We start from the raw sequence: 12,686 nt of genomic DNA, 5'->3' as shown, positions 1-12,686 counted from the left end.
AGTGCTTTTATTCACGCTGGTTCTGCGCTATTACTCACGGCTTGTTGCTGCACGGTGGTGCGACGTTGATTTCAGAATGGATACCTGGGTGGCCTATATGACGCATTTTTCTCTCTTTTCACGCGGCCTGGCGGCGGGAGCCGCATTGCTCGTTCTCTTTTCACCTTCTCTGTATGCAGTGGAGCAAACGCCGGAGGCTCCGCCTGTTGATGCCCGCGCATGGATCCTCATGGATTACGCCAGCGGGAAGGTGCTGGCAGAAGGGAATGCCGATGAGAAGCTGGACCCTGCCAGCCTCACCAAATTAATGACCAGCTATGTAGTCGGGCAAGCATTAAAGGCGGGCAAGATTCACCTGACCGACATCGTGACGGTGGGTAAAGATGCCTGGGCCACCGGCAACCCTGCATTACGTGGCTCTTCTCTGATGTTCCTCAAACCGGGCGATCAGGTCTCGGTGGCTGACCTCAACAAAGGGGTCATTATTCAGTCCGGCAACGACGCCAGTATCGCTATTGCTGATTTCGTGGCGGGTAGCCAGGATTCTTTCGTTAGCCTGATGAACAGCTACTCGCAAAAACTTGGCCTGACCAACACCACGTTCAAAACCGTCCACGGGCTGGACGCGCCGGGGCAGTTCAGTACCGCCCGTGATATGGCGCTGCTCGGTAAAGCGCTGATTCACGACGTTCCGGATGAATATGCGATCCACAAAGAGAAAGAGTTCACTTTCAACAAAATCCGTCAGCCGAACCGCAACCGTCTGCTGTGGAGTACCAGCATGAATGTTGACGGCATGAAGACCGGGACGACGGATGGCGCGGGTTATAACCTGGTGGCGTCGGCAACAATGGGGGACATGCGCCTGATCTCCGTAGTGCTGGGGGCGAAAACCGACCGCATCCGTTTTAACGAGTCGGAAAAACTGCTGACCTGGGGCTTTCGCTTCTTCGAAACGGTCACGCCTGTCAAACCTGACGCCACCTTTGTGAATCAACGCGTCTGGTTTGGCGCGCAAAGCGAGGCGAAACTGGGGGCGGGGGAGGCCGGTTCGGTCACCATTCCAAAAGGGCAACTGAAAAACCTGAAAGCCTCTTACACCTTAACCGAACCGCAGCTTACCGCGCCGCTGAAACAGGGGCAGGTTGTCGGCACCATTGATTTTCAACTTAATGGACAGACCATTGAAAAGCGTCCGCTTATTGTGATGGAGGCGGTGGAAGAGGCCGGGTTCTTTGGCCGGATGTGGGACTTTGTCCTGATGAAATTCCACCAGTGGTTTGGCTGGTTCGCCTGATAACCCCACACCGTGCCCCATGCGGGCACGGTCAGAAGAACAGTTTGATCTGCTCGGCTTTGGCAAACTCAACCAGCGCCTCGTCCGGGCAGCAGTCGCTGACGATGGCGTCAAAATGGTTTAAATCGCCCATGCACGCCGGACGCACTTTGCCAAACTTACTGTGATCGACCACCAGCACATGAAATTGCGCGCTGGCCATTGCCCACTGCTTTAGCGGCAACTCTTCCAGATTAAAACAGGTAACGCCCTGCTCAATGTGAACCCCGGCGGCGGAATAAAAGGCCATATCCGGGCGCAGATAGCTCAGCGTCTCTTTGAAATTGAGCGGCTGAAAAATGGCATTACTGGCATGAAATTCGCCGCCACTTAAGATGGCGCGGCAAAGCGGCTTTTCCTGGAGAGCCAGAAACGTATTCAGGGAGTAGCACACCCCGGTGAACGGCAGATCCGCCGGAATGGCTTCAATAATCCAGGGGGTCGTGGTGCCGCAGTCAAAGAACACCATTTGATGTGGCTGCACCAGCTTCGCGGCTAACTCAGCCGCACGGCGCTTCTCATCTACCAGACGGGTTTTCTGATCGCTTAGCAGATAATGGCTGGCGGTGCGCGGTTCAAGTACGATATAGCCGCCCAGTAGCACAACCGGCGCGCTGTTAGCGCTGAGATCGCGGCGAATCGTCATTTCTGAAACACCCAGAAGCGCGGCGGCCTCTTTCAGATGCAGCTTATCGCTGCGCTTGAGCGCCGACAGTAACTGGCTTATCCGTTCGTCACGTCTTGTTTCCATAATACCCCTGAATAAAAGAAAGCCCTGCGTTTAGCAGGGCGTTCATCTTACCTTTGCCGCCGGGCTTAGTCACGTACCCAGCCCCGGCGAATCGGAAAGGCAAAACAGAGGCGGTAGAGGTGCTGTAACGTGCGGTGTAGCGCCGGGCCGAAGATCTGCCAGAGTATCTGGGCGCTCAGACAACCACACAGGCCAACAAACAGACCGCCAACCATATCGAGTGGCCAGTGTACGCCCACGTAAACGCGAGACCAGGCAATCGCCAGCGCAACCAGCATCAGCACCGCGCCGGACCAGGCCCGGTGCCAGGCCATAAAGGCAATGGCAAACGTAAAAATCACCGTACCGTGATCGCTCGGGAACGAGTAGTCCGGCGAATGGGGCAGAAAGTTGTAGCCGACATGATCAACAAATGGGCGGTTATGGGGGAAGAGATGCCCCAATAATAGCGAAAGGCTCATGCTGATAGCCATTGCCATGGTGACTTTGATGACTAACTGGCGCTGTGCGCTAAGCTGTTTACGCGGCCCCCAGAGCCATAGCGCCACGGCAAGTAGCGGCACTATGCTGATTAAATCATTGGCGATGAACCGTGCTGCGGTAATCATCCACGCGGGGGAGTCCGGTGTGGCGTTGATCATCGCAAACAGCGTGTAATTCAGATTTTCCAACATGCTCTTTATGACTCCGGGCTCTGGCTGATGTGAATATTTGATGACAGCGCTCACCTTAAAAGCGGCGCGATAAACGGTAAAGTCGTTTCAGCTTATTTAACGGAGAGTTAGACGATTCTTAAGCCGTTTATTGCATCAATGTGACACGGTACGCAGTGATAATTAAGACAACCTTAAGGTTGAAAAAAGTGCTTTCCAGGTTGCGAGTAGCATAATTCGCTATCGTCGACCGGCCGCTTTGATTACACTCTGCGCGATTTTTTACGTAAAAGAGATTGCATGCAAAACCATACCCTTACTGGCCGTCGCCTGGGGCGTCAGGCACTGTTATTTCCCCTTTGTCTGGTCCTGTACGAATTCTCAACCTATATTGCCAACGATATGATTCAGCCGGGTATGCTGGCCGTGGTCGGGCAATATCAGGCCGGGATTGAGTGGGTGCCGACATCAATGACCGCCTACCTTGCCGGTGGCATGTTTTTACAGTGGCTGCTGGGCCCGCTGTCGGACCGTATCGGCCGTCGCCCGGTGATGCTGACCGGAGTGGTCTGGTTTGTGGTGACCTGCCTGGCCACCCTGCTGGCGCAAAACATTGAACAGTTCACTTTGCTGCGTTTTTTGCAGGGGATCAGCCTGTGCTTTATTGGCGCGGTCGGTTATGCGGCCATTCAGGAGTCCTTTGAAGAGGCGGTGTGCATTAAGATTACCGCGCTGATGGCTAACGTGGCGCTTATCGCGCCGCTGCTCGGTCCGCTGGTGGGGGCGGCGTGGGTTCATGCCGCTCCCTGGCAGGGGATGTTTGTCCTCTTTGCGCTGCTGGCGGCGGTGGCGTTTGTGGGACTGCAACGGGCGATGCCGGAAACCGCCACCCGGTTGGGTGAACCGCTGTCGTTAAAAGCCCTGTGGCACGATTATGCGCTGGTGATGAAAAATATCCGTTTCGTCGCCGGAGCGCTGGCTACCGGGTTTGTCAGCCTGCCGTTGCTGGCCTGGATTGCCCAGTCACCGATCATTATCATCAGCGGTGAACAGCTCAGCAGCTACGAATACGGGCTGTTGCAGGTGCCGATTTTTGGCGCACTGATTCTGGGGAATCTGCTGCTGGCACGGCTGACCTCCCGGCGTACCGTGCGTTCGCTGATTATCCTTGGCGGCTGGCCGATTGGAGCCGGGCTTATTCTGGCGGCCGTGGCAACGCTGGTCTCCTCGCATGCTTATCTCTGGATGACCGCAGGTTTGAGCCTGTATGCGTTTGGTATTGGTCTGGCTAATGCCGGGCTGGTGCGCCTGACGCTGTTTGCCAGTGAGGTCAGCAAAGGGGCCGTTTCGGCGGCGATGGGTATGCTGCAAATGCTGATTTTCACTGTCGGTATCGAAGTCAGTAAATATGCCTATCTGGCCGGCGGAAATGGCCTGTTCAGCGTTTTTAATCTGCTCAATGGCCTCTTCTGGCTGGGGCTGATGGTTGTTTTCCTGCGTGATAAAAGCGTCGGAAACTCGTTTGAAGGTTAAGCCTGTCCGCCGGGTGAGGGAAGCGCGTCCATCTGCCAGGGATGATTTTCCTTCGCCCATTTGAACCTGATGGCTTCGGGTGCCCCACAATCTGAGTAACTCGTTATTCCGCCAGTGATTATATCGACATATCTGTTATCACTTCCGGCGTGTCACTTTTACTGAAAACGCGTATCTTTGATAGCGATATTGCTGAGCACGACGCACCTGCCTGTTCACAAACTATTCAGATAAAACGTTAGGGACACATCGATGATCTTGAGAAAGACGCTGATTTCTTTAGTGACTATATATACCCTCTGCCATTTAAGCCCTGTGCTGGCGGCCTCTGCGCCGGTATTTACGCCTGAGCAGGAAGCGCAAATCGGTAAAATCGCTGCCGACTACCTTGTCGCCCATCCGGAGGTGCTGGTGCAGGTCAGCCAGAAACTGCAGCAGCAAGAGCAGGAGCGTCAACAGATGGCGTTGACGCAGAAGGTGATGGAGAACCAGGAAGCGCTTCTGCGTGATAAAGATACGCCAGTTATCGGCCCGCAGGATGCGAGTGTGGCGGTCATCGAATTTTTCGATTATCAGTGTATTTATTGCAGCAAACTTGCCCCGGAGCTGGAGAAAGTCATGAAGGCCAGCCCGGACGTGCGTTATATATTCAAAGAGTGGCCTATTTTTGCGTCACGCTGGGAGAACTCAGAGAAAGCGGCGCAGCGCGGTCTCGATGTCTGGAAGCAGAAAGGCGCGGCCGGATATGCCATCTATCACAACAGTATTTACCATACCGGGCATAACGAGGGGCAACTGACGGTCGAGGATATCAACGCTGCCGCGAAGGCTGCCGGTGCCACGGATAAGCCGCAGGCGGATTACAGCAACATCCTTGAAAATACCAATACGCTGGCGCAGACCCTCGAACTCACCGGGACGCCAGGACTGATTGTCATGCCGGTTAAAGGGGCAAACCCGCAGAACATCACCGTCTTCCCGGGGCTTGCCAGCGCGGAGCAGATTCAGGCCGCGATTAAGAAAGCCAGCCACTAACCCGCAACATTGCCGCCGGTTATACCGAATCCGGTGAGAATTACCGGCGGCAATTCAGTATCCGTGCGTTAATGTACGCTCTGTCGCGCCCCCTTTATTAACCAGAGAGAATTCAAGCTAAAGCCGCTGTTTGTTATTTCACTATAAGCATAACTACACTCTTTCAGTATGGCTTATTTAATATTCGCCATTCTTTTTCGCCATTGTCCTGGCGGTGTATTATAAATTTTCTTAAATATTTTTGAGAAGCTTTGCTGATCATCGAATCCGTACTTAGAGGCTATGTCAATAACGGGCATACTGGTTGTTAGTAAATCTGATGTCGCCTTCATTATTTTTTCTTGTCTGATATATCGTGCAAGGCTGAGCCCGGTGTGATGTTTGAAGATTCTTTGTAAATGTCTTTTTGAATAACCGGCTCTTTTGGCCGCGCTCGCGATGGTGATGTTTTTATCAAGGTTGTCGTCAATCCATGTTTTTATTTCCATTATTACCGTTGCCTGTAAGTGCGGCATTTTCTGCGCCTCGCCATTCTCTCTTTTGCGTAGATCCTGAGTGCTTTGGGTATTAAATTGTGGCGTGTTATTCAATCCCAGCCATAGCAGTACGTTATGTAAGCCACCAGGTAAATAACTGCACAGGCACCCCAAAGCGCAAATAAAAATAGAGTATCCTCACGCTTCATTTTTCAATGCTCATCATTAAAATGTGTAAGTTATGGCACCGGTAAAAGAGAAACTATTTCGTCTGAAAACAATGGGGCTTTTTGTAATGTCATCATCCAGCCAGTTATAACCCGCGTTTAACGTTGTCCCCCAATGCTGGTCAAATTGATGATTCCAGAGCAGGTTTGTGCTTACTCCATACAAGCCTCCGCCAGGGGTGAAGGTCTGATAGCCTGTATTATCGCTCTGTTTTTTACTGACACCATAATTAATTAGCGTATATCGATGATCGCCAAACATGGCGGTATTCTGCAGTGCGATAGTATCTATATCATTCTGCAAGGGAATAATAGTGAAAGACGCCTGATATTGTACCCCCTGGCTATCAGTCAGGGGTAAAATGGCTTTTCCTTCAACATTCGCCCAGGGCGTCATGGACCAGCCCACAGCCAGAGCGGTATTCATGGCCGCTTTAATGTTGCCCATTCCCTTTAATTCGTTTGCACCTTCCCGCCAGTCAGAATTACGCTCAGAACGCCCCAGACTATAACCAAGCGTGTGCTCTAAATACAGGCCATTGTCGGCCTGCAGGTCATATCCCAGACCTTTTTCTGAATCAACAAAAAACGCCCCTTTGCGCCCCTGAATTACCGGTAATACCTGGAAAAATTGATGATTTGAACCGCTGTAACGTGGAGCATATTGCCCTGCAATGCCCATGGTGAATGTGTTTTGATCAGCGGCAGTATCATCTGCATTCGCAAATGATGTCACCGTGGTAAATAGTAAACCGGTCATCAACGATAGGTTTTTTTGGGTAGACATTCATCATCTCCGGATTCATTAAAAAGCGTGTGATATCAGTGCATGATTTTCTGATTGTTCAGTATGAAGTACTGGTATCAATAAACAGTCGGGGAATTGTTAAGATACTGTCAAGTTTCGCATATTGAGGGGCTGTTTCTGAGAAATTCAGTACTCCCTGCGCGGTTCGTCCCATTTGTCATTTTATCGATGCGCATAGACTGTCATGAAAAGGGTATTGTATGTATTGGCGTAACAGACCGGCAATTGCTGTTGTCCAGAAAAACCAGGATAGACAGATGGCTTATCGAAAATTTTCGCTAATTGAAGACGATACGGATGCTGCCGACGTTCTGGCAAATATACGCGGCATTGAATACAGGTTTTATCAGCTATGAAAAGTCCCGTTCACCAGTCACTCTGGCGCTGGATTTGCGCCCGTATCCTTGCCCTTGCTATCGGGGCTGTGATCATTATCGCTCTGTGCATGTGGCTACGTTATGCAATCCAAAATTACTGGGCTTTGCATGACATGCCCGCCAGTGTCAGAGCTGAATTCCTCGCCTTGAGGGATAACCCTCAGGTTAACCCGGAACGCTTTCATTACATTGTCGATAAATGGTGGGGAATAAGTTACTCAACGCCCTCAATTGCCTCGACCGACTGGATTATGGTTGGTCTACTTGTTCTGGTCATGATCCCTTTTATCGTCATTATGGGGTTACGCTATGCGCGCCCCTTATCTTCTCAATTCACCCGATTACGAGAGGCTGCAGATAAAGTCACACAAGGGCAATTCGGCAGCCAGGCTGAACTCGTCAGAGATGCGCCTGAGGAAATGATACGTTTCGCCGTTGATTTTAACAGTATGACGCAACAGCTCGCCCTTTATGAACGCGAACTGCGCGCTTCACATGTCGCGATGGCACATGAACTTCGTTCCCCTTTAACGGCGGCCATTGGCCGGCTACAGGGGATGCTGGATGGTGTCTTTAGCCCTACAGAAGAGCAACTGGGTATGGTGATGAACCAACTGTTGCTCCTGAGTCGCCTTACCGAAGAATTACACTTACTTTCACTGGCAGATGCCGGACAACTGACCCTCGACCGTCATCCTCTGTGTCTTGAGGAGTTATTGCGTGAGCGTGCAGCATGGTTAAAGTTACAGGCGGATACGTCCGGCATGAGCATTACTGTTGCTGATACTTCACCGTCCATTTTCAATGGGGATGCTCTGCGCCTGGGTCAGGCCTTTACGATTATTATGGAAAACGCCTTGCGCTACGGGCGGCAGGGGGGACATTTAAACATTGGCGTTCGTCGCAATGCAGATGTGTTCAGCATTACCTTTAATGATGATGGTCCAGGCGTAGACCCCGCTTTCTTGCCGATAATCTTCGATCGGTTCACGCGAGCCGATGCTTCGCGGGCGCGGCATTCCGGGGGCAGCGGGCTCGGGTTATCCATAGCCAGGGCTATTTGCCTCGCTCACGGTGGGTATATTGCAGCTTTTTTGCCCGAAAAAGGGGGCCTGCTGGTAGAGATAACCCTGCCGGCTGAGGACATATAAATGCACTCTTGATGAATCCTTGATGGAAAATGAAGAGAATCTCGACTTCATAAAGGTGTAATGACGCCATTACCGATCAGGAGTGGCGTTATGTCAGAACAGCTCACCATATTATTTCGTCAAAGCGCGCATCATCTTTTTAATGCCGCACGTCAATTTTCACTTCTTTCTTTGCTGCCGCTCATCACTCCGGTGGTGTTAATTTTTTTCCTGACCGGCTGCGGGGAGAAGGAGACGCACAAGGCCGCTCCACCGCGGCCCGTTCGCTACGTTGTTATTCAAACCTTATCCTCTTTTCCGGTCGATGTACGAACCGGAGAAATACGTGCCCATGATGAAACCTTGCTCTCTTTCCGACTGAACGGCCGCATGGTGAGCCGTCTCGTTGATATCGGCGATCATGTGCATGCGGGGCAAGTGCTGGCGACATTAGAAAGCCAGACAGGAACAAATGAACTTGCCAGTGCCCGCGCTGATGTAGAGAGTGCCAAAGCAGCCGAACAGGTCGCATTGCTGAATTTGAACCGAATGCAAAAACTCTTGCCCTCCGGCGCTATCGCCCGTACTCAGCTTGATAGCGCGCGTGCTGACTGGCAAGCGGCGGCATCACGCCTTAAAAGCAGCATGGCCGCCATGCGCAATGCACAGGATAATCTTGCCTGGACGAAACTGACCGCACCTGCTGATGGCGTTATTACCCGCGTCAGTGTCTCTGCAGGTCAGGTTGTGAGCGCCGGGCAAACGGTCTTTACCCTTGCGACCAGCGAGGCTCGTGATGTGGTATTTGATATTGCTGACCCCCGGCGACTTTCCACCCCGGATGCAAAAGAGAGGGTATTTCACGTTGCGTTGTTGTCAGATCCAGCCGTAAAAACCATCGGTACACTGCGTGATATCAGCCCCCAGGCCGACCCACAAACAAGAACCTGGCAAGTCAGGGTTGCGCTTAATAACCCGCCTGCCGGGATGGCGTTGGGGGCAAGCGCGACCATTGAAATCCCGTCGTATGTGTTGCCCGGTTATAAGATCCCCGCCACCGCGCTGAGTCGCATCGGCGATAAACCCGCCATCTTTGTTATTGATAATAATGGGCAGGCGCAGTTACGTGAGGTCACTTTATCAGGCTATGTTGCCTCCTTCGCGTTCGTTTCATCAGGCCTTCATCCCGGCGATAAAGTCATCACCGCAGGCGTGAATAAGTTACGTGATGGCGAAAAAGTTATTCCGGGGGAGCGCCAGTCATGAATGCTTCCGCTAAAAAGCAGCGCTTCAATCTTTCCGCATGGGCGCTTGAACATCAGCAACTGGTGAGCATGTTTATGATGCTGATTCTCGTCGCGGGAATCTTGAGTTATGAAAAACTCCCGCGAAATGAAGACCCGGCATTCACCATAAAAACGGCGGTGGTCTCCGCGCAGTGGCCAGGCGCTACTGTTGAGGAGACGACCAGGCTTGTCACCGATGTTCTGGAGAAAAAACTGCAGGAGACGCCCTGGCTCGATTATATAGAAAGCGAAACCCGGGCAGGCCGTAGCGTTATTTATGTGAACTTACGGGACGACACGCCGCCGCAGCAAGTTCAGGGGATTTGGTATCAGGTTCGCAAAAAAATGCAGGATATCGCAACCTCATTACCAGAGGGGGCGCAAGGGCCTGCTGTAAATGATGAGTTTGATGATACGTTCGGCACCATTTATGCGTTCACAGCCGATGGCTACACTTCGCGGGAGTTACGCGATCGCGTAGAAGAGATCCGCCGTAATCTGATGTCGGTTAAAGATATCGGTAAGATTACGCTTCTGGGTGAACAGCAGGAGCAGATTGTTATTGCCTTTTCTCCCCGACAACTCGCCGGTATGGGTTTAGACGTTCAGCAGGTGAGCGAGGCATTAAAGGCCCAGAATGCCGTCGAACCCTCCGGCACGATCCGTACCGAAAACGATAACATTGCCTTGCGGGTGAGTGGCGCGTTGGTCTCAGAAGAGAGCCTTCGCGCTGTCACACTGCATATCAATGACCGGTATATTCCCCTGACGGATATCGCTACCGTCACGCGTAAAATTGCTGAACCCGCCACCCCTCTTTTTCGGGCAAATGGACAACCTGCGATAGGGCTTGCGATATCAATGGCCTCAACCGGTAACATGTTGCGTTTCGGTAAGACGCTTAACGCCCGAATGGCGCAGGTCAAAAACCAGTTACCTCACGGTATTGAAATGGTGAAAGTTGCCGATCAGTCTGTTGTCGTGAGCGATGCCGTCAGTGGTTTTGTCCGTGTGCTTATTGAAGCTGTTCTGATCGTGCTGGCCGTCTCCTTTATCTCGCTCGGCATGCGAGCCGGGCTGGTGGTCGCAGCAGCAATACCTCTGGTACTGGCAATGACCTTTGTCGGCATGATGCTGACCAATATTGGTTTACAGCGTATCTCTCTGGGGGCGCTCATTATTGCGCTCGGGCTTCTGGTTGATGACGCGATGATAACGGTAGAAGCGATGGTGGCACGGCTCGAGGCGGGCGACTCGCGTAAAAATGCCGCCACTTACGCTTTCAAAACCACGGCTTTTCCCATGTTGACGGGAACGCTGGTGATGATAGCCGGGTTCATTCCTGTCGGCTTTGCGGCTTCCAGCGCCGGAGAATACTGCTTCTCACTGTTTGCCGTTGTTCTGATAGCGCTACTTTGCTCCTGGGTTGTCGCCATCCTTTTCTCGCCGCTGACTGGCACCTGGTTACTTCCTGCACATATTAAGAAACATGGCGGGGGCGCAGGCAGGCTTGCGCTGGCCTATCGCTCTTTACTGGAGCGCGTGTTGCGTTATCGGCTGACCACAATCGGTCTTGCCTTACTGGCGCTTATTTTGGCAGGCGTTGGGGCGACATATATGCAGGGGGAGTTTTTCCCGGCATCGGACCGACCCGAACTGCTCGTTAGTCTTTCGCTCCCGGCGAATACCTCGCAACCGGAAACGGAACGGCAGGCAGAACGTTTTGAAAAAGCGATAAGCGGTAATGAAAATATTGACCATTACACAACCTACGTCGGATCGGGCGCCATACGTTTTTATTTGCCAATGGAAGTCCTGCCAGATAACGAAAACACCGCGCAACTCGTTATTGTGGCGAAGGATCTGACAGCGAGAGACCGCTTACAACAGCAACTCACGACCCTTTTAGCCAGCCAGTTTGGCGACCTGACGACGCGTGTGTCCCCCCTCGAATTAGGACCGCCAGTAGGCTGGCCCATAAAATACCGCGTGAGCGGGCCTGATTATGCCCAGGTACGGTTAATCGCCAGTCGTGTTGCCGCTAAAATCGGAGCATCGCCTTTTGCGCGCGAGGTTAACCTTACCGCTGGCGAACCGGAAAGAGTGATCACGCTTAATGTCAACCAGACGGCAGCGCGGGCAGCAGGCGTCTCCTCAGAAGATATCGCTCAAACGCTTAATACGGTCTGGTCTGGCCGAACTGTTACCACAGTCCGGGATAATGATCGCCTCGTGGATGTGGTGCTACGTGCAAACGATAATGAGCGTCTGGATATCAGCGCGTTATCGTCCCTGGTGCTGACAACCGCGACGGGAAAGAAAATTCCGCTAAGCGAAGTCGCCACGCCTGTATGGGGCGTTGACGATCCGGTTATCTGGCGTCGCCAACGTCTTCCCTTTATTACCGTGCAGACAGACCTCGCGCCAGGCCTTAACGCACAGACCGTCTCATCTGCACTGCGTGCGGATATTGATCAACTGCGTACGCAACTGCCGGCGGGATATCACATTGAAGAAGGGGGAACGGTAGCGGAATCGGATAAGGGGAATAGCTCAGTTTTCGCGGTGTTGCCTGTGACCCTCATTGCAATGCTGGTGCTGTTAATGGTTCAGTTGCAGCGTTTCTCGCGTATGCTGCTCGCGCTGTTTATGGCGCCTTTTGGTTTGCCTGGCATCGTATTAGCAATGTTGCCGACAGGAACGCCAATGGGATTTGTGGCATTGCTGGGCGTGATCGCGCTGGCAGGGATGATTATCCGCAATGCGGTGATTCTGATAAGCGAAGTGGACAACAATCAGGCGCAGGGGATGGCTTCGCGCGAAGCCATCGTTGCGGCAGCGGAGCATCGTTCGCGTCCCATCGTTTTAACGGCCTGCGCGGCAATACTGGGTATGATTCCCATATCACATCAGGTCTTTTGGGGGCCGATGGCCTATGCCATTATCGGCGGACTTCTCGTGGCCACGCTGGTAACACTTACGGTATTACCAGCCTCATTGAGCCTGCTGCTGGCCAGAGAAGAGAGGAAGAATTAACGGTAATAAAAAGCGAATGCGCGCGCGTAAGTCCCGGT

General features: G+C 52.5%; 10 protein-coding genes. 6 read left to right on the top strand and 4 right to left on the bottom strand.

All coding sequences use genetic code 11. From position 1 onward, the window contains the following. The first annotated feature begins 97 nt into the window (after positions 1-97). Positions 98-1,297: a serine-type D-Ala-D-Ala carboxypeptidase gene (gene dacC / locus AAIG39_RS11960; RefSeq protein WP_090087156.1), complete on the top strand. Its 1,200-nt coding sequence runs from the start codon at positions 98-100 to the stop codon at positions 1,295-1,297. Between the two features lie 31 nt (positions 1,298-1,328). Here dacC and deoR read toward each other — a convergent pair whose 3' ends face one another. After that, on the bottom strand, positions 1,329-2,087 hold the full coding sequence (gene deoR, locus AAIG39_RS11955; RefSeq protein WP_090087039.1) for a DNA-binding transcriptional repressor DeoR: 759 nt from the start codon (positions 2,085-2,087) through the stop codon (positions 1,329-1,331). 65 nt (positions 2,088-2,152) lie between these two features. Then, complete coding sequence (gene ybjG / locus AAIG39_RS11950) at positions 2,153-2,761, bottom strand: undecaprenyl-diphosphate phosphatase (RefSeq protein WP_249568616.1); 609 nt, start codon at positions 2,759-2,761, stop codon at positions 2,153-2,155. 279 nt (positions 2,762-3,040) lie between these two features. Here ybjG and AAIG39_RS11945 point away from each other — a divergent pair, with 279 nt between their 5' ends. Both AAIG39_RS11945 and AAIG39_RS11940 read left to right on the top strand, forming a co-directional pair. Beyond that, positions 3,041-4,273 (top strand): MFS transporter, encoded by a 1,233-nt coding sequence (locus tag AAIG39_RS11945; RefSeq protein WP_343193933.1) that lies wholly within the window; start codon positions 3,041-3,043, stop codon positions 4,271-4,273. Between the two features lie 252 nt (positions 4,274-4,525). Next, the gene (locus AAIG39_RS11940; protein ID WP_090087045.1) at positions 4,526-5,308 is read left to right on the top strand and encodes a DsbA family protein; all 783 of its coding nucleotides are present in this window, start codon (positions 4,526-4,528) and stop codon (positions 5,306-5,308) included. A gap of 173 nt (positions 5,309-5,481) precedes the next feature. On the opposite strand, the gene AAIG39_RS11935 is transcribed toward AAIG39_RS11940, so the two are convergent. Together AAIG39_RS11935 and AAIG39_RS11930 are read right to left on the bottom strand one after the other, a co-directional pair. Then, on the bottom strand, positions 5,482-5,823 hold the full coding sequence (locus AAIG39_RS11935; RefSeq protein ID WP_425503307.1) for a helix-turn-helix domain-containing protein: 342 nt from the start codon (positions 5,821-5,823) through the stop codon (positions 5,482-5,484). 186 nt (positions 5,824-6,009) lie between these two features. After that, the gene (locus AAIG39_RS11930; protein WP_343193932.1) at positions 6,010-6,798 is read right to left on the bottom strand and encodes a MipA/OmpV family protein; all 789 of its coding nucleotides are present in this window, start codon (positions 6,796-6,798) and stop codon (positions 6,010-6,012) included. 373 nt (positions 6,799-7,171) lie between these two features. Between AAIG39_RS11930 and AAIG39_RS11925 the strand changes: the two genes are divergently transcribed. The 3 genes from AAIG39_RS11925 to AAIG39_RS11915 all read left to right on the top strand — a co-directional run bounded on the left by AAIG39_RS11925 (position 7,172) and on the right by AAIG39_RS11915 (position 12,648). Beyond that, positions 7,172-8,347 carry a sensor histidine kinase gene (locus AAIG39_RS11925; RefSeq protein ID WP_090087046.1) on the top strand — a complete coding sequence of 392 codons (1,176 nt, stop codon included), beginning with the start codon at positions 7,172-7,174 and terminating at the stop codon, positions 8,345-8,347. 90 nt (positions 8,348-8,437) lie between these two features. Continuing rightward, positions 8,438-9,592: an efflux RND transporter periplasmic adaptor subunit gene (locus AAIG39_RS11920; RefSeq protein WP_343193931.1), complete on the top strand. Its 1,155-nt coding sequence runs from the start codon at positions 8,438-8,440 to the stop codon at positions 9,590-9,592. Next, positions 9,589-12,648 carry an efflux RND transporter permease subunit gene (locus AAIG39_RS11915; protein WP_343193930.1) on the top strand — a complete coding sequence of 1,020 codons (3,060 nt, stop codon included), beginning with the start codon at positions 9,589-9,591 and terminating at the stop codon, positions 12,646-12,648. The genes AAIG39_RS11920 and AAIG39_RS11915 overlap by 4 nt, the downstream gene beginning before the upstream one ends. Positions 12,649-12,686 lie beyond the last annotated feature (38 nt).

It is taken from the genome of Phytobacter palmae, from assembly GCF_039409775.1.
Lineage (GTDB): Bacteria > Pseudomonadota > Gammaproteobacteria > Enterobacterales > Enterobacteriaceae > Phytobacter > Phytobacter palmae.
Note: the sequence above shows the minus strand (reverse complement) of the source record. Positions and strands in the feature narration are given on the sequence as shown.

Excerpts from the sequence above, each read along its gene's own strand:
- deoR (WP_090087039.1), bottom strand. The coding sequence starts at position 2,087 with ATGGAAACAAGACGTGACGAACGGATAAGCCAGTTACTGTCGGCGCTC.
- AAIG39_RS11945 (WP_343193933.1), top strand. The coding sequence starts at position 3,041 with ATGCAAAACCATACCCTTACTGGCCGTCGCCTGGGGCGTCAGGCACTG.
- AAIG39_RS11920 (WP_343193931.1), top strand. The coding sequence starts at position 8,438 with ATGTCAGAACAGCTCACCATATTATTTCGTCAAAGCGCGCATCATCTT.
- AAIG39_RS11935 (WP_425503307.1), bottom strand. The coding sequence starts at position 5,823 with ATGCCGCACTTACAGGCAACGGTAATAATGGAAATAAAAACATGGATT.
- dacC (WP_090087156.1), top strand. The coding sequence starts at position 98 with ATGACGCATTTTTCTCTCTTTTCACGCGGCCTGGCGGCGGGAGCCGCA.
- AAIG39_RS11940 (WP_090087045.1), top strand. The coding sequence starts at position 4,526 with ATGATCTTGAGAAAGACGCTGATTTCTTTAGTGACTATATATACCCTC.
- AAIG39_RS11915 (WP_343193930.1), top strand. The coding sequence starts at position 9,589 with ATGAATGCTTCCGCTAAAAAGCAGCGCTTCAATCTTTCCGCATGGGCG.
- AAIG39_RS11930 (WP_343193932.1), bottom strand. The coding sequence starts at position 6,798 with ATGTCTACCCAAAAAAACCTATCGTTGATGACCGGTTTACTATTTACC.
- AAIG39_RS11925 (WP_090087046.1), top strand. The coding sequence starts at position 7,172 with ATGAAAAGTCCCGTTCACCAGTCACTCTGGCGCTGGATTTGCGCCCGT.
- ybjG (WP_249568616.1), bottom strand. The coding sequence starts at position 2,761 with ATGTTGGAAAATCTGAATTACACGCTGTTTGCGATGATCAACGCCACA.